Consider the following 19,188-nt stretch of genomic DNA (forward strand, 5'->3'; position numbering starts at 1 on the left):
GGGACTCCATTGTCGCCGCGCTGCAACCCTTCTCTATATAGTCGATTCGCCGATGACTCCCACCCCCGCATCTCCGCCAGCGCCGTCCCCCGCCGGCAACGGCAGCGACAGCTTCGCGATCCAGTGCGAAGTGCTGCGGCTGTCCATCAAGCCCATCGGACCGGTGCTGCTGGTGCAGTACCTGCTGAACTGCGGCGTGGCGGCGCTCTTCGCCTGGCAGTTCTCGCTCGTGCGCGCGCTGGCGTGGATCGCGCTGATCACCGGGGTGACGGCGATGCGGGGCTTCTTCCCGCAGCGGCTGCCCGAGCCCTTCACGCCCGCCAGCCTGCGCGAGGCGCAGCGCACCCATACGCTGCGCACCGCCGTCTGGGAGCTGGCGCACGGGCTGGCCGGCGTGCTGCTGTTCAACCCCGCACGCGTCGACCTCCAACTGCTGCTGGGCGTGATCATCATGGGCATGACGCTGTCGTCTGCCTTCTCGGTGTCGTTCTACACGCCGGCCACGCAGCTGGCGATCACGCTGCTGCTGGCGCCGATCATCGTCACCGGGCTCTGGCTGGGCGCCCCGGTGATGGCGGCGGTGGCCGTGATCGGGATCGGCCTGACCGCGATGATGTGGAAGCTGGTGGCCGAGCGCTCGCGCCAGCTCGAGGAAAACATCGGCCTGCGGCTCAACGAGCACAGCCTGCGCGAACAGGCCCTGGCCGGCCTGCGCGCCTCCGAGCAGGCGCAGGCCGAGCGGCTGCGCTTCTTCTCGGCCGCCAACCACGACCTGCGCCAGCCGGTGATGGCGATCGGCCTGCAGGCCGAGGTGCTGCGCCACCAGCTGGACGACGGCGCGAGCATGGAGGCGGTGCAGCACACGGTGGGTTCGCTGGCGCGGGCGCAGCAGGCGCTGGAAGGGCTGACCAACCAGCTGCTGGAAATCGGCCGCATCGAGGCCGCCGTCGACCCCCTGCGGCCCACCACCGTGGCGCTGGCGCCGCTGCTGCAGGAACTCGCGCGGCAGGCGGGCAACGGCCGGGTGCTGGTGCGCTGCCCGCCCGGCGCGATCGCCTGGAGCGACACGGTGTCGCTGCGCCGCGTGCTCGCCAACCTGGTCGACAACGCCGTCAAGTTCACGCCGCGCGGGCGCGTGCTGCTGGCGGTGCGCGCCCGCCGGCGCGACGGCGCCCGGGCCTGGCGCGTGGAGGTGCGCGACAGAGGCATCGGCATTCCGCCCGAGGCGCAGCAGCGCGTGTTCGACGACTTCGAGCAGATCGGCAACGTCGAGCGCAACCTGCAGCGCGGCCATGGGCTGGGCCTGGCGATCGTGCGGCGGCTGGCGACGCAGCTCGGCATCGAGGTGTCGCTGCGCTCGGCGCCGGGACGGGGCTCGGTGTTCGGCTTCGAACTGCCCGCCGCGCCCGAGGGCGCACAGGCGACTGCTCAGCAACCCACCGCTCCGGCCGCAAAGGACGAGGGCGCCGGTGCAACGAGCACGCTGCGCCCCGGCCTCGCCGTGCTCGTGGTGGAAGACAACGCGGTGGTGGCCGACAGCCTCGCCGCGCTGCTGCGGCAATGGGAAGTGGAGCCGCGCGTCTACGCCAGCGCCGCCGAGGCGCTGGCGCTGGCCGACCTGCACGCGCTCGACGCGGCGCTGTGCGACATCCGCCTGCCGGGCGCGCTCGACGGCATCGCGCTGGCCGCGAAGCTGCAGCAGCAGAAGCCCTCGCTGGCGATCGCGCTGATCTCCGCCGACATCACCGAAGCCACCCAGCGGCTGGCCGCCGAGCAGGGCTGGCGCGCGCTGCGCAAGCCGGTGCAGCCGGAGGAGCTGCGCCGGATGCTGCTGGGAGTGCAGCAGGCGCGCGGCTGACGCACCCGACCTACCTGACGCACCTGACGCGTGCTGGAGCTGGCACGGCCCGTGCTGTCATCGCTTCCGGGATATGCTCCGCGCACACCGCGTACAGGCCGCCGTCCCCGCCCCCGATGTCCACCGACACGCCTTCTTCCCCCCTCGCCACCGACCCGGCCGGCCTGCGCTACGACCTGTTCGCGATCGCGCTGCACTGGCTGCTCGCGGTGCTGATCGTCGGCTCCTTCGGCGTGGGGCTCTACATGACGGGCCTGCAGTTCTCCCCGCTGCGGCTGAAGATCTACAGCTGGCACAAGTGGGCGGGCATCACGATCCTCCTGCTGTCGGCATTGCGCCTGCTGTGGCGGCTCGGGCACCGCCCGCCGGCGCTGCCCGCGGGCATGTCGCGCCTGCAGCTGGCGAGCTACCGCGTCAGCCATGCGCTGATGTACCTGCTGTTCTTCGCGGTGCCGCTGTCCGGCTGGGCCTACAGCTCGGCCATGGGCATGCCCGTCGCGTGGTTCGGCGTGCTGCAGCTGCCCGACTTCGTGCCGGTCGACCACGACTTCGCCGAGGCGATGCTGCAGCCGCTGCACCGCAACTGCGCCTTCGTGCTGGCGGGCGTCACGCTGCTGCACGTGGCGGCGGTGCTCAAGCACCACTGGATCGACCGCGACGGTCTTCTGAAACGCATGTGGCCCGGGCCACGCCAGGAATCAGCTCGATGACGATGAAGATGAAGTTCCCGTTGTTCACCCCGGTGCTGGCCCTGGCCCTGGTCATGGCGCTGCCGGCCGGCGCGGAGCCCCCGGCCGCCAGGCTCGTTGCCGACAAGAGCCAGATCGTGTTCGTCAGCAAGCAGATGGGCGTGCCGGTGGAAGGCACGTTCAAGAAGTTCGACGCGCAGGTCGCCTTCGACCCGAAGAAGCCCGAGGGCGGCAGCGTCGTGCTTCACATCGACACCGCCAGCGCGGGCTTCGGCATTCCCATGAGCGACGCCGAGCTGCCCAAGCAGCCGTGGTTCGACGCGGCGCACTTCCCGCAGGCGAGCTTCCAGTCGAGCGCCATCAAGGCGCTGGGCGAAGGCAGGTTCGAGATGGCGGGCAAGCTCACCATCAAGGGCACGTCCAGGTATGTGACGGTGCCCGTCAGCATCGCGCCGGCGCCCGGCGGCAACTACGCGGTGGCCACCGGAAGCCTTACGATCCAGCGGCTCGACTACAAGGTGGGCGACGGCGAATGGACCGACACCTCGATGGTCGGCAACGAGGTGCAGGTGCGCTTCAGGTTCACGCTCGCGGGCCTCGGGCCGCTGTGATCCGCTTCGCCCACCCGCCCGCCCTCCTTCATCGGTTTTTCTCTTTCATGCCCCACACGACCAACGCCATGAAAAAGCTCCTTCTCACCGTGGCCCTGTCGGCCACCGTGTTCACCGGCGCCACGGCCCAGCAACAGCTGCCTTCCGAATTCGCGCCGGCGGCAGCCGCCAAGCCCGCGGGCGGGCCGGCGAAGAACGCCAACTACGTGATCGACCCCACGCACACCTTCGTGATGTACGAGATGGGCCACTACGGCACCACCACCAACCGGGGCCGCTTCAGCACCAAGGACGGCTCGGTGCAGATCGACGGCACCGGCACCAGCGGCAAGGTCGACATCACGATGGACATCAGCTCCATCAATACCGGCGTCGACCTGCTCAACCGCCACGTGCAGAGCAAGGACTTCTTCAACGTGGCCGAGTTTCCGACCGGCCGCTTCGTGGCCGACCGCATCGAGTTCTCCGGCGACAAGGTGGTCGACGTGCCCGGCACGCTCACGCTGATGGGCCAGACGAAGCCCGTGACGCTGAAGGCCGTGCGCTTCAACTGCTACCTGAGCCCGCTCATCAACCGCCAGGTGTGCGGCGGCGACTTCGAGACCACCGTGGAGCGCAGCGACTGGGGCATCACCTGGGGGCTGAACTTCGGCTTCGAGAACAAGGTGAGGCTGCTGGTGCAGGTCGAAGCGGTCAACGTGCAATAACAACGGGCTCATGTTCATCCGGTTCGTGGTTGGAGGCGACGAGGAAGATCACCGGCAGCTCAGCGGGCTCGTCACCGAGACCCGCATCCTGCGAGACAAGGGCGAATTCACGGCCGCGGAAGAAGAACGGCTCGAAGCGGTCTATGCATGGTTCAACGCGAATCTGCCCTGCCCTCCGTTTTCGAGCGCCGGCTGGTCGAGGAACGCCGTGGCCTGGTTCAAGGACGGCGCCACCGAGTCGATCCAGCAGATGCGCAGCCTCGCAGCACTTCTGATCCAGCATGACACCGCTGTCCGGATGCTTCGCTCGCGCAATCCCGGCAAGGTGCTCTACGAGGACCCGTTCCAGATCGTCGTCGAGGAATGGAAGAACCTGTGATGCAGCGAACCGGGCGAACTGCGCCCGGCGACAACCAAGGAACCTGAATGATGGACACCACCCTCGCCCTTCTCGGCATCGCCGGCGCCATGACCGTGGGCGCGATGAGCCCCGGCCCCAGCTTCGTGATGGTGGCGCGCACCGCCGTGACCTCGCGCGCCGACGGCCTCGCGGCGGCGCTGGGCATGGGCGCCGGCGGGCTGGTCTTCGCGATCGCGGCGCTGGCGGGGCTGCAGGCGGCGTTTCTCGCGGTGCCGGCGCTGTACCTTGCGATCAAGGGGCTGGGCGGCGCATACCTCGTCTACCTCGGCTTTCGCATCTGGCGTGGCGCGCGGCAGCCGCTGGCCGTGGCGCAGGAGGCCACTGACCCTTCGCAGCGCCAGCAGCAAGGTCGGGGCCGAGGCAAGCGCACCTTCCTGCTGGGCCTAGCCACGCAGGTGAGCAACCCGAAGACGGCGGTGGTCTACGCCAGCATTTTCGCGGCCTTCCTGCCGCGCGAGGTGCCGCTGGTGCTGGCGCTGGCCGTGCCGGCGGTCATCTTCTGCATCGAGACGGGCTGGTATTCGATCGTCGCGCTGGCGCTGTCCTCGGCGGCGCCGCGCTCGGCCTACCTGCGCTACAAGGTCTGGATCGACCGCGCGGCAGGCGGCGTGATGGGCCTGCTGGGACTGCGGCTCGTGTGGTCGGCCGTGCGCGGCGGCCACTGAGCGGCGTCGAGGCTCAGAGCAGGCTCTCCGGTGTCAGCGGCGCCAGGATCTCGAGCATGGTCCGGTCCCAGAAGCCGGAGTCGGGTTCCTCGGTCAGCACGGTGAGCTTGCCGGCGTCGTCGCTGACCCATTCGATGCGCGACTCGTTGCTGCCCTCGGCGAAGCGCAGCCTGTAGGCGCCCTGCTGCTTGAGCACGTCGATGAGCTTGAGCGCCTGCTGCGCCATCTCGGGGCTGCGGATGAAGAGGCCGATCTCGGTGTTGTGCGTTTCTGAGCGCGGGTCGAAATTCATCGAGCCGACGAAAAGAATGCGCCGGTCGATCACCGCCGACTTGGCGTGCAGCCTGCCCACCGAGGTGCCGAAGAGCCCCAGCCGCACGCTGCGCCGGGTGCGGTTGGTGCTCAGCTCGTAGAGGTCGGCGCCCAGCTTGAGCATGTCGGGGCGGTAGCGGCGGTAGGCGGTGTGCACCAGCGGCTCGTCGGTGGCGGCCAGCGAGTTGGTGACCACGCTGATCTTCACGTTGCGGCCGCGGATCTCGCGCATCACCTCCAGCCCCGAGGGGCCCGGGATCAGGTAGGGCGAGACGATGGTCACGTCCGAGCGCGCGCGGCGCATCTGCTCGACCACGTTGTAGCGCACGCTGTCCACGTCGAGCAGCGGCACGCCGCCGTAGGAAGCGGTCTTGCCGATCACGCGCTCGGGCGAATCGGCGTATGCCTCGGCGGTGGTCCAGATCAGGCCGAGCTTGCCCGCGTCCAGGTCTTCCGCCATCGGGCTGTAGCCCAGCAGGTCGTTGGGCGCGGGCCTCGGCGGCGGCGGCGTGGTGTCGGGGCCGGTGGCGAGCTCGAAGCGTTGCTGCAGCTCCTCGCGCGACAAGGCACTGCTCGCCACCGACTGGATCGGCCGCACGTAGACGCTGTTCCAGTACTGGTCGAAGAGACTGCCCAGCCGGGGGATGAGCGCGCCTGTGACGAAGGTATCGAGGTCGATGAAGTTCTCGCCCGCGGTGCGCCTGAAGTACTGGTTGCCGATGTTGCGCCCGCCCGCGACCGCCATCGCGCCGTCGGCGATGAACAGCTTGTTGTGCATGCGGCGGTTGACGCGGCTGAAGTCGAAGAGCGAGGCGGTGAAGCGCTTCAGCAGGCTGCCGCGGCCGGCCGGGAACGGGTTGAACAGCCGCAGCTCCACGTTGGGCGTGGCAGCGAGGCCGAGCAGCAGCTCGTCTTCGCCGGAGGTGTAGAGGTCGTCCATCAGCAGCCGCACGCGCACGCCGCGCAAGGCGGCGTCGCGCAGGGTGCGCAGCAGGTAGCGGCCGGTCTCGTCGTTCTCGATCTGGTAGTACTGCACGTCGAGCGTGCGCTGGGCGCGGCGGGCCAGCTGGATGCGGGTGTCGAAGGCGAAATCGCCGCCGGGCATCAGGCGGAAGCCGCTCAGGTCGGGGTCGGGCTGGGAAGCCAGCGCGATCTTGCCGAGGGCGGTGTCGGCCGAGACGGCCATGGCCCTGGTGGGCGTGCGCGGCGCCTCGTCGGGCAGCGTGGCGCAGCCTGCGAACAGCAGCACCGCCACCATGGCGAAGACCCAATGCCCACAGCGCGACATCAGGCCCCGGCTCATCGGCGGTGTCTTTCTACAGGGCTTTGCGCAGGTTGGCGGGCGCGATGCGAAGCGCCTCGCGGTACTTGGCGACGGTACGGCGCGCGCACTCGATGCCCTGTTCCTTCAGCATCTCGGAGATCTGGCTGTCCGACAGCGGCTTCTTCACGCTCTCGGAGCCGACGAACTGCTTGATGAGCGCGCGCACCGCGGTGCTCGACGCATTGCCGCCGGTCTCGGTGCCCAGCGCCGAGCCGAAGAAGTACTTGAGCTCGACCGTGCCGAAGGGCGTGGCCATGTACTTGGCGGTGGTCACGCGCGAGATGGTCGACTCGTGCAGGCCCAGCTCGTCGGCGATCTCGCGCAGCACCAGCGGGCGCATGGCCAGCTCGCCGTGCACGAAGTAGCTCTTCTGCCGCTCGACGATGGCGTTGCTCACGCGCAGGATGGTGTCGAAGCGCTGCTGGATGTTCTTGATGAACCAGCGCGCCTCCTGCAGCCGCTGCGACAGCGCCTGGCTGCCCTCGCCCTTGTGCGACTTGAGCGCGCCGGCGTAGATGTCGTGCACGCGCAGGCGCGGCATCACCTCGGGGTTGAGCATGACGCGGAACTTCACGTTCGTGCCGCGCCCGGTCTTGGTGACGATCACGTCGGGAATGATGATGTTGCGCTCGACGTCGACGAAGCTGCGGCCCGGCTTGGGCTCCAGCCGCGCGATGATCTGCAGCGCCGAGCGCACCAGGTCCTCGTTGCTGCGGGTGAGCGTGGCCAGGCGCTTGAAGTCGCGGCGCGCGAGCAGCTCCATCGGCTGCTTGCAGATGGCGATGGCGGTCTTGCGGACCTGCTCCTCTTCCTCGGTCTCGTCCTCGCTGGCCATGGCGCGCAGCTGGATGCTCAGGCATTCGCCCAGGTCGCGCGCGCCGACGCCGGCGGGCTCCAGGCTCTGCAGCAGGCCGAGCGCCACCTGGAAGTGGTGCACCAGGTCGTCGAACTGGTCGTTGTCGTCGCCGGCCAGGCCCGAGGCCAGGGCGGGCAGCGAGTCTTCGAGGTAGCCGTCGTCGTTGAGCGACTCGATCAGGAAGCGCAGCGCGGCGCTGTCGTTCTCGTCGAGGCGCAGGCTCAGCGCCTGGCGATGCAGGAAGGACTGCAGCGACTCCTGGCTGCGCGCGAGCTCGGTGGCGTCGGCGCGCTCGTCGTCGCCCAGGTTGTTCTGGCGCGCGGGCGCGTCGCTGCCCCATTCGCTGTCGTCGGGCGCCATGTCGACGGTGCCGTCGCCTTCCCAGTCGGGCTCGCGCTCGGAGATGTCGGCGGCGGGGCCGTCGGTGTCGGCCGTGCTGGTGACGGTTTCGGTGGAAGCAGTGGAGGCGCTGCTGGCGGCCGGCGAAGCGAAGTCGCCCTCGCCGTCCCCGCCTTCACCACCATCACCGCCTTCATCGCGCGGAACCGGGGCATCGGCCGTGTCGAGCCCGAATTCCTCGCGCGCCGCTTCTTCCGCGGTGCGCTCGAGGAACGGGTTCTCGTCGAGCATCTGCTCCACCTCCTGGCTCAGTTCGAGCGTGGAGAGTTGAAGCAGCCTGATCGACTGCTGCAGCTGTGGCGTCAGCGCCAGATGCTGCGAAACGCGAAGGGACAGCCCTTGCTTCATGGTGGAAACCGCCCCCGCGCCTTACATGCGGAAGTGCTCGCCCAGGTACACCCTGCGTACCTCGGCGTTGTCGACGATCTCCGAAGGCGTGCCTTGTGCCAGCACATGCCCGTCGCTGATGATGAAGGCGTGATCGCAGATGCCCAGCGTCTCGCGCACGTTGTGATCGGTGATGAGCACGCCGATGCCGCGCTCCTTCAGGAAGCTGATGATCCGCTGGATCTCGATCACCGCGATCGGGTCGATGCCGGCGAAGGGCTCGTCCAGCAGGATGAAGCGCGGCTGCGTGGCCAGCGCGCGCGCGATCTCGACGCGGCGGCGCTCGCCGCCCGACAGCGCGAGCGCGGGCGAATCGCGCAGGTGGTCGACGCGCAGGTCGGCCAGCAGCTCGGACAGGCGCTCCTCGATGTGCGGCTTCGACAGCGGGGCCATCTTGCCGTTCGCGTCGGGCTCCATCTGCAACTCGAGCACCGCGCGCACGTTCTCCTCGACCGTGAGCTTGCGGAAGATCGAGGCTTCCTGCGGCAGGTAGCTCAGGCCCATGCGGGCGCGGCGGTGGATCGGCATGTGGGCGATGGGCTCGCCGTCGATGGTGATGTCGCCGGCATCGGCGCGCACCAGACCCACGATCATGTAGAACGACGTGGTCTTGCCGGCGCCGTTGGGGCCGAGCAGCCCGACGACTTCGCCCTTCTGCACGTCGAGCGAGACGTCCTTCACGACCGTGCGGCTGCCGTAGCTCTTCTTCAGGCCGCGCGCGACCAGGCGGCTGCCCGGGGCGCCGTTGACGTCCTGCGTTCCTGCGGATTCGATCACTTGCGGATATCTCCCTGGTCACTACCGAGCGTGGTGCTCTGGCGCAGGCCCTTGCCGGGTGCCGGGGTGGGCGCCGGCGGCGCTGCCTTCGCACCACCGGCCGGGGCCGAGGCGCCGGCCGCAGGGGCTGTGGCGGCCTTGGGGGTCAGGATGGTCCTGACGCGCCCGCCCGGAGCCGAGGCGTTGACGGCGGTATTCGGCGGCACGGTGGAACCGTTGACGGTGTAGGTGTCGTTGCTCTGGTCGTAGACGATCAGCGCGCCCTGGCTCTCGTCGTTCGGCGTGGCGCCCAGCAGCCGGCGCATGGTGGCATTGCGGATGAACTTGACGTTGTCGGCGCGGCTGTCGTACTCGATCACTTCCGACTCGCCCTCGATCCACTCGTCGGGCGCGTTGCGCTTCTGCTTGTAGTAGGCCCGCTTGCCGGGTGCCGCCGTGACCACGCCGTACTGGTAGCCCTCGGCGTCCTGGCGCACGTCCAGCCGCGCGCCGCGGATGATGATCGTGCCCTTTGTCACCAAAACGTTGCCGGTGAACACGCTGGTCTGCTTCAGGTCGTCGTAGCGCATCGCGTCCGACTCGATGTTCATCGGCTTGGAGCGGTCGGCGGTCTCGGCCAGGGCACCCGAGGCGAAGCCGGCCAGCAACAGCGCGCCGGCAGCCAGCCGGCTGACGCGACGAAGGAAGGGGGTGGTGGGGTAAGAGTGCAATGTCATAGAGGCACGAAACTTGCTCGGCATTGTATGCGTCTGAGTGCTTCTGCCCCGCACGCACAGATGAAAAAGCCCGCCTAGGCGGGCTTGACTTTCGCTCTGGTTTGCTACCAGAAACAGCGTGAATCCAAGGGCTCAGCCCTTCTTTGCTTCGCCGATCAAATAGTTCACGACCTGAAGTACTTTGGTCATGTTGCCGGCGGTCTCGCCGTCCACGTACCAGCGGCCTGCCACGGCCATCGCGGGCACGCCGGCCACCTTGTAGGCGTCGGTCAGCTGCGAGGCGCGCTTGGCCTTGCTGGCCACGCCGAAGGAGGTGAAGGTTTCCTTGAACTTGGCGGCATCCAGGCCGTTGGCGGTGGCCCAGGCAATGATGTTGGCGTCGCCGTTCACGTTCTGGCGCTGGGCGTGGATCGCGTTGAACACCTTCGGCTGGTATTCGTCGACCTTGCCCATGGCTTCGAGCGTGTAGTACAGGCGCTGCTTGGCCTCGACGTCGTTGCCCACGAAGGGAACGGGGATGCGGCGGAAGGCGACTTCCTTCGGCACCGTCTTGATCCAGGCTTCCAGCGACGGCTCGAAGTCGTTGCAGTGCGGGCAGTTGTACGAGAAGAACTCGACCACCTCGATCTTGCCGGCGGGCGCGTCGACCGGCACCCGCTTGTCGAGCACCAGGTACTCGGAGCCGGCCTTGGGCACGCGCGCCTGGGCGTGTGCCGGGTTGGCGGCCAGGGACAGCAGTCCGAGCGAAGTGGCGGCCAGCGAAAAGTCACGACGTTTCATTGAAAGAGCTCTCCAGTTATTACGGCAGACTGAGCCGGCGCGCGGCGGGGAGTTCCCCCGCATCCGGCGCGCCCGAGGCTGTGGATGGTGGCGGCAAACGCCGCGCTGCGAAGCTTAGGGGCTATTCGTGTCGGTTGCCGGCCGGATGGCGTCCGGTCAGCGCTGCACGCGGACCAGCGCCGAATCCATGCCGCCGCCGTCGAGCCGCTCCTTCAGGCGGTCGGCGTCGTCCTTCTTGTTGAAGGGGCCGGCACGCACGCGATACACGGTGCGGCCCGCCTGCTCGCGCTCGGTGACCTTGGCCTCGACGCCCATCAGCGACAGCTTGGCGCGCTGCGCCTCGGCGTCCTCGGTGGTGCGGAAGGCGCCGGCCTGCACGAAGTACATGAACGGATCGGGGCCGGAACTGCTGCCGGCGTTGCTGCCGCTGCTCGGCGCGGCCGACGCGGTGGTCGTGCTACCGGAGCCCGAGACGCTGCCCGAGCGAGCGCGGGCCAGGTCGCCCAGCGGATCGTTCGACGGCGGCAGGGCGTTGGCCTCGGCCGGCACCGGCGCGGGGCGCGGCTTGGGCGCCACCACCACGGGCACCGGCGGCGCGGTGTTGGGCGAAGCGGTGGCCGGGGCCGCGGCGGCGTTGCCGGAGGCCGGCTCGCCGGTGATGGGGTTGACCGGGCCGGTCGGAGCGGCCGGGGCCGCCGGCTTGGGAGCGCCTGCCTTGCCGGCCAGCGGCGCGTTCGGGTCCCAGTCGCGGTTCTTGCGGGCTTCGGCCTCGTCCTGCTCGGCGCCGCCGCGCTGCGTCTTGGTCACGAACGGGATCGGCACCTTGGTCACGTAGACCGCGATGCCCAGCGCGACGCCCAGGCCGAGCACCAGCCCGATGATCAGGCCGATGACGATGTTGCCGCGTTGACTTCTTGTCTTCTTCATGGTGAGGGAGTTCACATCTTGCTCGGCGCACTGACGCCGAGAATCGCGAGGCCATTGTGCAGCACCTGCGCGGTCGCGGCGACCAGCGCCAGGCGGGCCAGTTTCACCTTTTCGTCGTCGACCAGGATGCGCTCGGCGTCGTAGTAGCTGTGGTAGCTGGCGGCCAGCTCGCGCAGGTAGAAGGTGACATCGTGCGGGGCGAAGTCCTTCGAGGCGGCGGTCAGCATGGCCGGGTACTTGGCCAGCAGCAGCATCAGCGCCTGGGCGGCCGGGCTCTCCAGCGGCGACAGGTCGACGTCCTTGAGCGCGGCCGTGTCGCCGCCCCAGCCGGCCAGCACCGAGCAGATGCGCGCGTGGGCGTACTGCACGTAGTAGACCGGGTTGTCGTTGTTCTTCGTCACCGCGAGGTCGACGTCGAAGGTGTACTCGGTATCGGGCTTGCGGCTCAGCAGGAAGAAGCGCACCGCATCGGTGCTGGTCCACTCGATCAGGTCGCGCAGCGTGACGTAGCTGCCGGCGCGCTTGCTGATCTTGACCTCCTCGCCGCCCTTCATCACGCGCACCATGGTGTGCAGCACGTAGTCGGGGTAGCCCTCGGGAATGCCTTCGCCGGCGGCCTGCAGGCCGGCGCGCACGCGGGCGATGGTGCCGTGGTGGTCGGTGCCCTGGATGTTGATGACCTTGTGGAAGCCGCGCTCCCACTTGGCGATGTGATACGCGACGTCGGGCACGAAGTACGTGTACGTGCCGTCCTGCTTCTTCATCACGCGGTCCTTGTCGTCGCCGTAGTCGGTCGACCTCAGCCACAGCGCGCCGTCCTGCTCGTAGGTCTTGCCGGCGGCCACGAGCTTGCGCACCGCATCCTCGACGCGGCCGCTGGTGTAGAGGCTGGACTCCAGGTAGTACTGGTCGAAACGCACGCGGAAGGCCTGCAGGTCCAGGTCCTGCTCGCGGCGCAGGTAGGCCACGGCGAACTCGCGGATGGCGTCGATGTCCTCGATGTCGCCGCTGGCGGTGACTTCGCGGTCTTCCGACTTGACGGTCTTCTTCGCCTTGAAGTCGGCCGCGATGTCGGCGATGTAGTCGCCGTTGTATGCAGGCGCCTTCTCGCCGCTGGGCCATTCGGCGTCGCCGGGCTTGAAGCCGCGCGCGCGCAGTTGCGTGCTGTTGGCCAGCGTCTGGATCTGCACGCCGGCGTCGTTGTAGTAGTACTCGCGCCACACGCTCTCGCCCTGCGAGGCGCGCAGGTTGCAGATGGCGTCGCCGAGCGCGGCCTGGCGGCCGTGGCCCACATGCAGCGGACCGGTCGGGTTGGCCGAGACGAACTCGACCAGCACCTTCTCGCCGGTGGCCGGCTGTTGGCCGAAAGTATTCCCGGCCGACAGCACCTCGCGCACGATCTGCTGCTTGGCGGCAGTCTTCAGGCGGATGTTGAGGAAGCCGGGCCCGGCGATCTCGATGGCGTCGACCCACTGGGCGAACGCGGGGGTGGCGAGCAGCGCGGCGCTCAGTTCCTCGCCCAGGTCGCGGGGCTTGCGCCCCAGCGGCTTGGCGAGCTGCATCGCTGCCGTGCAGGCGAAATCGCCGTGCGCGGCCATCTTGGGCGACTCGAACGCGGCCTTGGAGCCGGCGCCGGGCGAGAGGGATTCGAGCGTGTTCGCGAGCGCCGCGAGCAGCTCCTGTTTGACCAATAGCATCCGGAAATTTTACCGGGGGCAAACCCGGGCGCTGTTGACGATGGTCATCCGATCGTTGCCTTGGCCCGTTACGATGGTCGGCCCCGAGGCGGGGAACCTGTCACAACTCAACCTAGCGAGGACATATCACCATGAAGAAGCTCCTTTCCCTGGTCGCACTGGGCATCTGCCTTTCCTTCGGCGCAGCCCAGGCTCAAGACAAGGCTCCCGCACCCGCTGCAGCCCCCGCCGCTGCCGCCCCTGCCGCAACAGCCCCCGCCGCCGGCGCGAGCTGCGAAGCCAAGGCCGTGGACAAGAACGGCAAGGCCCTGGCCGGCGCCGCCAAGGCCAGCTCCATCAAGAAGTGCGAGAAGGAAACCAAGGCCGCGGCCGCTCCCGCCTGCGCCGCCAAGGCCGTGGACAAGAACGGCAAGCCGCTGGCCGGCGCCGCCAAGAACAGCTTCATCAAGAAGTGCGAGAAGGACGCCAAGGCCTGAAGCCATGGCGCGTCGGTGCATCGAAGCACCGGCCTTCGAGAAGAACGAGGCCCGCAGCGTGCGGGTCTTTTCTTTTGGCGTGACCGTGCCGCCGTGCGCTACTTCAGCGCGCCGAGCAGGTTGTTGAAGTCGTCGGTCCAGGGCCGTTGCCCGGGCTGCACGACGATGGGCCGGGCTCCCGCCCGCACCGGCTCGCGCTCGAGCACTCGCGGATCGCGCGCGACCAGCACCCAGTCGGTGCGATTCAGCCACTCGGACTGCTCGGCCAGGTCGTGCACCAGCACCGCGTGCAACCCCCGCGCCTGCGCCACCCCGGCGATCACGGGCGCCAGTGCCAGGAAGCGGTTGGTCACGTGGAAGGCGATGACGCCGTCGGGCTTCATATGCCGCAGGTAGGCGTCCATCGCCTCGGCCGTGAGCAGGTGCACCGGCACCGAGTCTCCGGAAAAGGCGTCCACCGCGAGCACGTCGAAGCCCTGAGCTGGCTCGCGCTCCAGCGCCAGCCGGGCATCGCCGAGCACGCGCTCGATGCGCGCGGCGCTGTCGCGCAGGAAGCTGAATTCCTTGTCCGCCAGCTCGAACACCTGCGGATTGATCTCGTAGAAGCGGTAGACGTCGCCGCTGCGCCCGTAGGCCGCGAGCGTGCCGGCCCCCAGCCCGATCAGGCCCACACGCCGCGGCCCGGCCGGCGCGGCCGCAATGGCGCGGCCGATGCCCGAAGTCTGGCCGTAGTAGGTGGTGAACTCGCGCCGGCGCGCCGGGTCGAGGAACTGCGAGCCGTGCTTGACCGATCCATGCGCCAGTTGCCGGGTGCTGTCCGAGGGCGGATCGCGCTTCGTGTCGTACACCTGCAGCGCACCGTAGAAATTGCGCTGCAAACTGCGGGCGCCGAGGTTATCGCTGGCGACCTGCCGCAGCAGGAAGAAGGTGCAGCAGGCGGCCAATACCACGCAACTCACCCGCAGCCAGGCTCGCTGGCGCAGCACGGCTGCCGCCACCAATGCCGTCAGCATCAGGCCGAGCCCCAGCTCGTAGTACGCCGCCAGCACGTGCGGCGCGACCAGCCCGACCATCACCCCGCCCAGCGCCCCGCCCAACGACAGCATCAGGTAGAAGCGCGTGAGGTAGCGCGCCCCCGGCCGCAGCCTCGCGGTTTCGCCGTGCAGGAACATGCACAGCACGAAAAGCCCCGACACGTAGAGCGGCAGCGCGACGTAGACATCGGCGCCGATGCTGTGCTGCAGCCCGAAGGCGCACAGCAGCAGCATCACGGCCGCCAGCGGCAGGAACACGCCACGGCGGTACCAGCGGTCGCTCTCGAAGCACAGCACGAAGGTCAGCAGATACAGCGACAGCGGCAGCACCCACAGGAAAGGCACCGCGGCGACGTTCTGGGTGATGTGGTTCGTCACGGCCAGCAGCAGCCACGAAGCCAGCGCGGGCAGCGCGAGCCACAGCAGGTAGTCGGCGGGGCGCGGCGGATGGTCCGGCGCGGCAACCTGGCCGGGCGGCTGCGGCGCCACCACGCCGACCGGCCAGCGCCGCGCCATGTACAGCGTCGTGCCCGCGCACAGCAGCACGAACGCGCCGTAGCCCCACGACCATCCGTTGGCCTGCTGCCGCAGCGTGCTGAACGGCTCGATCAACACCGGATAGCTCAGCAGCGACAGCAGCGAAGCCAGGTTCGACAGCGAGAAGTACCGGTACACCTGTGCACCCCACGGCGTGCGCGCCACCCACGACTGCACCAGCGGCCCGGTGGTGGAAAGCAGGAAGTACGGCAGGCCGATGGTGGCGAGCAGCAGCCCCAGGATCCGCCAGGCCGGGTCTTCGGCGCCGGTCGGCTTCCACTGCGCGCCCACCACGATCGGCACGAAGGCCAGGCTCGCGACGAGCAGCCCCACGTGCAGGACAGCCTGCGCCCGCATGCGCAGGTGGCGCGCGACCCAGTCGGAGTACGCGTACCCCGCCAGCAGCACGGCCTGGAAGAACACCATGCAGACCGACCACACCGCGGCCGAGCCGCCGAACCACGGAAGAATCTGCTTCGCGATCAGCGGCTGGACCAGGAACAGCAGGAACGCGCTGCTGAAGATCGTTCCGGCAAACAGGAGCTGGATGCCGGCGCGTCCCATGCCGCGCCTACTTGCCGAAGCCCCGTGCCAGGAACACCGCCACCAGCGGGATCAGCGCGATCAGGTGCGCCTGGATCATCACCAGCTTGCGGGTCTTCAGGATCTCGGCCTCGGCCGGCAGCTTGCCGGTGGCGCGCAGCGTCTTGCGCCAGCGGAAATACGTGAGCGTCGGAAAGATCGACACCACGCCCACGATGATGAAGAGCCCCAGCTTCACGTGCAGCAGCGGGTTGGTCCAGTACCAGGCCGTGCCCTTCACGCCCCACCAGGTGCGCGCGATGCCGGTGGCGAGCACCGCGATGGCGGCGATGCCGTAGACCATGTCGACCTTGGCCAGCCGCTCGACCACCGCCGCGTTGAGCCACTGCACGCGGCACAGCGCCGCTTCGCTGGAAATGAACACAACCATCGTCAGGATGGCGAGCAAGTGCAGGTACGCGAGGATGGCTTCGAGCGTCATCAGTGACTTTCTTCTCTGTGGGGTTGCAAATGCAAACAGATTGTGACGCCGCTGATGCGCCTCAGGCCCTTCCTCCCCAGAATTCCGGATTCCCGTACTGCTCCTTGAGGAAATCAAGCCACAGTCGCACCCGCAGCGGCAGGTGCTTGGCACCCGCGAACACTGCGTAAATGCCGTTGGGCGGCGCGGCGAACTCGTCGAGTAGCGGCACGAGCAGGCCGGCGTCGATCTCGGCCTCGACCTCCCAGGTGCTGCGCCAGGCGATGCCGTGGCCGGCGAGGCACCAGTCGTGCAGCACCTGTCCGTCGGAGCAGTCGAGCGGGCCGCTCGGGCGCAGGTGGATCAGCTCCTGATTGCCCTCCTCGTTGACGATGCGGAAGGCCCAGCCGCGCGTCTGCGAGGCGTCGCTCGAAAGCGTGAGGCAGGCGAAGCGCGAGAGCTCGCCCGGATGCTTCGGCTTGCCGTGACGGCGCACGAACTCCGGCGTGGCGACGCAGCGGCGGCGGTTGTCGGCGAGCCGAACGCTCACCAGCGAAGAATCGGGCAGGTCGCCCACGCGCACCGCGCAGTCGAAGCTCTCGCCGGTGACGTCGACCACGCGGTCGCTGAGGTTCAGCGAAATGGTCACTTCGGGGTGCAGCGCATGGAAGCGCGGCACCAGCGGCGCGACGTGGCGGCGGCCGAAGCCGGCGGGCGCCGTCACGCGCAGGTGGCCGCTGGCCTTGAGGCCGCCGGCGCTCACGCTGGCCTCGGCATTGGCGAACTCGGACAGCAGGCGCTGGCAGTCCTCGAGGAAGGAGCTGCCTTCGTTCGTGAGCGTGATGCGGCGCGTGGTGCGCACCAGCAGCTTGACGCCCAGCCGCTCTTCCAGCGCGTCGAGCCGGCGCCCCATAATCGCGGGCGCCACGCCCTCGGCCTTGGCCGCGGCGGTGAGGCTGCCGCGGGTCGCGACCGAGACGAAGGATTCGAGTTGCTTCAGGCGGTCCATGGGGCGGGAACTATAGCCCCGCTCACTCCGGCACCGGCCCTTCCGGCTCTAGGCCTGGTGCCGGGAGTCCGTCGCGTGCGAGAAGAGCGGCGCCCCGCTCACGGGCAGCTCCGCCTCGAGCACGCTGCCGGTGGCCGAATCGGTCAGCACCAGCTGCCGCGTGCCGGGCCGGAAGGCGATGTTGGTCACTGTCTGCCCGGCCGGGCTGCGCACCATGTGCGTGACCTCCCGCGCGCATTGAGCACGAAGGCGCCGCCCAGGCTCGCATGCGCCACCACGAGGCCGCCATCGGCCGTGACCGCCAGCCCGTCGGGCCCGCTGGTGCCGAAGAAAGTCTGCAGCGCGCCCACCTTCGAGAGGCTGCCGTCGGGCAACAGCGGCGCGCGCCAGACCTGGTTGCCGCGCGTGACCGCCACGAAGAGCACCTTGCCGTCGGCACTGGCCGCGATGCCGTTGGGACTCGGCGCGTTGCCCAGCAGCAGGTCGAGCCTGCCGTCGGCATGCAGCCGGTACACGCGCCCGGTGGGGTCGTGCAGGCCCGTCTGGCCCTGGTCGGTGAAATAGAGGCGCCCGTCGAGATCGAAGCTCAGGTCGTTCACGCCCTTGAAAGACTCGCTGTTGCGATGCCCGAGCACCGTCTCGATACCGCCGCCTCCCGCATCGCGCCGCAGGATGCCGCGCCGGTAGTCCGCGAGCCAGAGGCTGCCGTCGGCATGGATCGCCAGCCCGTTCGGCCAGCCTTCGTATTCGGCGACCAGCTCCCAGTCGAGCGACGAAGGCGCGATCCTGAAGATGCGGCCATAGGGAATGTCGGTGACGTACAGGTTTCCCGCCCGGTCGAACACCGGGCCTTCGAGAAAGCTGTCCATCACGTGGCCGGGCTTGTTGGCGTCGACCCACTCGGTGCGCCGCGGCTTGCGGAACGCATCGGGCAGGCGGGTGAGCACGCGCGCCTCGATGATCTCGGGCGGCAGGAAGTTCAGGTTCCACATGGCTTCGCTCAGTCGGGCTGCACGCCGGCGGCCTTGATGACCGCACCCCAGCTCTGCGTCTGGCCCTGGACGAATTTGCCGAAGTCGGCCGTCGCCGCGCCGCCGGGGCTCGCGCCCTGCTCGGCGAAGCGCTTCGCCAGGTCGGGCGACGCCAGCGCCTTCTTCACCTCGGCCTGCAGCTTCTCCACGATGGGCTGCGGCGTGCCCTTGGGCGCCGCGATGCCGAACCAGTTGGTGGCGGTGAAGTCCTTCAGCCCGGCCTCGGCGCTGGTCGGCACCTCGGGCAGCGCTGCAAGACGCTGCGGCGAAGTCACCAGCAGCGCGCGCACCTTGCCGCCCTTGACCTGCGGAATGGCCGTGGGCGCCGCCGTCACCAGCACGTCGACCTGCCCCGACACCACGCCCAGCATCGCCTCGCCCGCGCCCTTGTAGGGCACGTGCGTCAGCGCGAGCTTGCCGTTCTGCTTGAGCAGCTCGCCGCCCAGGTGGGTGGAGCTGCCCACGCCGCCCGATCCGAAAGTCAGCTTGCCGGGATTCGCACGGGCCTCGTCGATCAGCGCCTGCACCGTCTTGTAGGGCGAGCTCGCGCCCACCACCAGCACCAGCGGCGCATCGACGATGGCCGTCACCGGCACCAGGTCGGCCGGCTCCCACGGCAGCTTCTTGAAGAGGTGCGGCAGCATCGCGTAGGTGGTGTCGTTGATCAGGAACGCGCCGCCGTCCGGCGCCGCCTTGGCCACGAAGTTGGAGCCGATGGTGCCGCTCGCGCCGACCCTGTTGTCCACGTAGAAGGACACGCCGGTCTGCTCGGTGAGCTTCTGCGCGATCTGGCGCGCCGCGTAATCGGTGGTGCCGCCCGGCGCGTACGGGACCACGAGGCGCACCGGCTTCGAGGGCCACTGGGCCTGGGCGTGCGACTGCGCGGGGGCGATGAACGGAGCCGCCAGCGCGATGGCGGCGAGCCAGGAGTGCAGCTTCATCTTTGTTCCTTTGTCAGCAAGGAAAGGAGTC

General features: G+C 69.0%; 18 protein-coding genes and 1 pseudogene. 7 read left to right on the forward strand and 12 right to left on the reverse strand.

All coding sequences use genetic code 11. The features are described 5' to 3' along the window. The first annotated feature begins 52 nt into the window (after positions 1-52). From EJP69_RS26695 to EJP69_RS26720, 6 genes are all read left to right on the forward strand, one after another. The gene (locus tag EJP69_RS26695) at positions 53-1,858 is read left to right on the forward strand and encodes a hybrid sensor histidine kinase/response regulator (RefSeq protein WP_093301641.1); all 1,806 of its coding nucleotides are present in this window, start codon (positions 53-55) and stop codon (positions 1,856-1,858) included. Positions 1,859-1,974: 116 nt separating this feature from the next. After that, positions 1,975-2,568, forward strand: coding sequence for a cytochrome b (locus tag EJP69_RS26700; protein ID WP_093203965.1), 594 nt, complete (start codon positions 1,975-1,977; stop codon positions 2,566-2,568). Positions 2,569-2,570: 2 nt separating this feature from the next. After that, positions 2,571-3,158 carry a YceI family protein gene (locus EJP69_RS26705; RefSeq protein ID WP_240652303.1) on the forward strand — a complete coding sequence of 196 codons (588 nt, stop codon included), beginning with the start codon at positions 2,571-2,573 and terminating at the stop codon, positions 3,156-3,158. A 68-nt stretch (positions 3,159-3,226) separates the two neighbouring features. Then, positions 3,227-3,865 (forward strand): YceI family protein, encoded by a 639-nt coding sequence (locus EJP69_RS26710; RefSeq protein ID WP_126473306.1) that lies wholly within the window; start codon positions 3,227-3,229, stop codon positions 3,863-3,865. Positions 3,866-3,875: 10 nt separating this feature from the next. After that, positions 3,876-4,244: a hypothetical protein gene (locus tag EJP69_RS26715; RefSeq protein WP_126473308.1), complete on the forward strand. Its 369-nt coding sequence runs from the start codon at positions 3,876-3,878 to the stop codon at positions 4,242-4,244. Positions 4,245-4,291: 47 nt separating this feature from the next. Then, a complete protein-coding gene (locus EJP69_RS26720) occupies positions 4,292-4,951 on the forward strand; it encodes a LysE family translocator (RefSeq protein ID WP_126473310.1) in 660 nt (219 codons plus the stop codon). 13 nt (positions 4,952-4,964) lie between these two features. On the opposite strand, the gene EJP69_RS26725 is transcribed toward EJP69_RS26720, so the two are convergent. The 7 genes from EJP69_RS26725 to argS all read right to left on the reverse strand — a co-directional run bounded on the left by EJP69_RS26725 (position 4,965) and on the right by argS (position 13,126). Continuing rightward, positions 4,965-6,566, reverse strand: coding sequence for a phospholipase D family protein (locus EJP69_RS26725; RefSeq protein WP_126473312.1), 1,602 nt, complete (start codon positions 6,564-6,566; stop codon positions 4,965-4,967). 13 nt (positions 6,567-6,579) lie between these two features. After that, entirely contained in the window at positions 6,580-8,190 is a 1,611-nt protein-coding gene (gene rpoN, locus EJP69_RS26730; protein ID WP_093203954.1) for an RNA polymerase factor sigma-54, read from the reverse strand. Between the two features lie 21 nt (positions 8,191-8,211). Continuing rightward, entirely contained in the window at positions 8,212-9,006 is a 795-nt protein-coding gene (gene lptB / locus EJP69_RS26735) for an LPS export ABC transporter ATP-binding protein (RefSeq protein WP_093203952.1), read from the reverse strand. Beyond that, on the reverse strand, positions 9,003-9,722 hold the full coding sequence (lptA, locus tag EJP69_RS26740) for a lipopolysaccharide transport periplasmic protein LptA (protein ID WP_126473314.1): 720 nt from the start codon (positions 9,720-9,722) through the stop codon (positions 9,003-9,005). Before lptA ends, lptB begins: the two co-directional genes overlap by 4 nt. Before the next feature lie 132 nt (positions 9,723-9,854). After that, positions 9,855-10,502, reverse strand: coding sequence for a thiol:disulfide interchange protein DsbA/DsbL (locus EJP69_RS26745; protein ID WP_093203947.1), 648 nt, complete (start codon positions 10,500-10,502; stop codon positions 9,855-9,857). Between the two features lie 156 nt (positions 10,503-10,658). Then, a complete protein-coding gene (locus EJP69_RS26750) occupies positions 10,659-11,429 on the reverse strand; it encodes an SPOR domain-containing protein (RefSeq protein WP_126473316.1) in 771 nt (256 codons plus the stop codon). 11 nt (positions 11,430-11,440) lie between these two features. Further along, a complete protein-coding gene (gene argS / locus EJP69_RS26755) occupies positions 11,441-13,126 on the reverse strand; it encodes an arginine--tRNA ligase (RefSeq protein WP_126473318.1) in 1,686 nt (561 codons plus the stop codon). Positions 13,127-13,257: 131 nt separating this feature from the next. On the opposite strand from argS, the gene EJP69_RS26760 reads away from it, so the two are divergent. Continuing rightward, a complete protein-coding gene (locus EJP69_RS26760; RefSeq protein WP_093301629.1) occupies positions 13,258-13,602 on the forward strand; it encodes a hypothetical protein in 345 nt (114 codons plus the stop codon). A gap of 98 nt (positions 13,603-13,700) precedes the next feature. On the opposite strand, the gene EJP69_RS26765 is transcribed toward EJP69_RS26760, so the two are convergent. The 5 genes and pseudogenes from EJP69_RS26765 to EJP69_RS26785 form a co-directional block, all read right to left on the reverse strand. Then, positions 13,701-15,737, reverse strand: a complete 2,037-nt coding sequence (locus EJP69_RS26765; RefSeq protein ID WP_126473320.1) for a fused MFS/spermidine synthase — start codon at positions 15,735-15,737, stop codon at positions 13,701-13,703. A 7-nt stretch (positions 15,738-15,744) separates the two neighbouring features. Next, positions 15,745-16,197, reverse strand: coding sequence for a DUF2214 family protein (locus tag EJP69_RS26770; protein WP_093203932.1), 453 nt, complete (start codon positions 16,195-16,197; stop codon positions 15,745-15,747). Between the two features lie 61 nt (positions 16,198-16,258). After that, on the reverse strand, positions 16,259-17,185 hold the full coding sequence (locus tag EJP69_RS26775) for a LysR family transcriptional regulator (RefSeq protein WP_093203930.1): 927 nt from the start codon (positions 17,183-17,185) through the stop codon (positions 16,259-16,261). A gap of 48 nt (positions 17,186-17,233) precedes the next feature. Then, a pseudogene (locus EJP69_RS26780) lies at positions 17,234-18,177 on the reverse strand (SMP-30/gluconolactonase/LRE family protein). A gap of 8 nt (positions 18,178-18,185) precedes the next feature. Then, on the reverse strand, positions 18,186-19,157 hold the full coding sequence (locus tag EJP69_RS26785) for a Bug family tripartite tricarboxylate transporter substrate binding protein (protein ID WP_126473322.1): 972 nt from the start codon (positions 19,155-19,157) through the stop codon (positions 18,186-18,188). Positions 19,158-19,188 lie beyond the last annotated feature (31 nt).

The organism is Variovorax gossypii (assembly GCF_003965815.1).
In the GTDB taxonomy this organism is placed as follows: Bacteria; Pseudomonadota; Gammaproteobacteria; order Burkholderiales; family Burkholderiaceae_C; genus Variovorax; species Variovorax gossypii.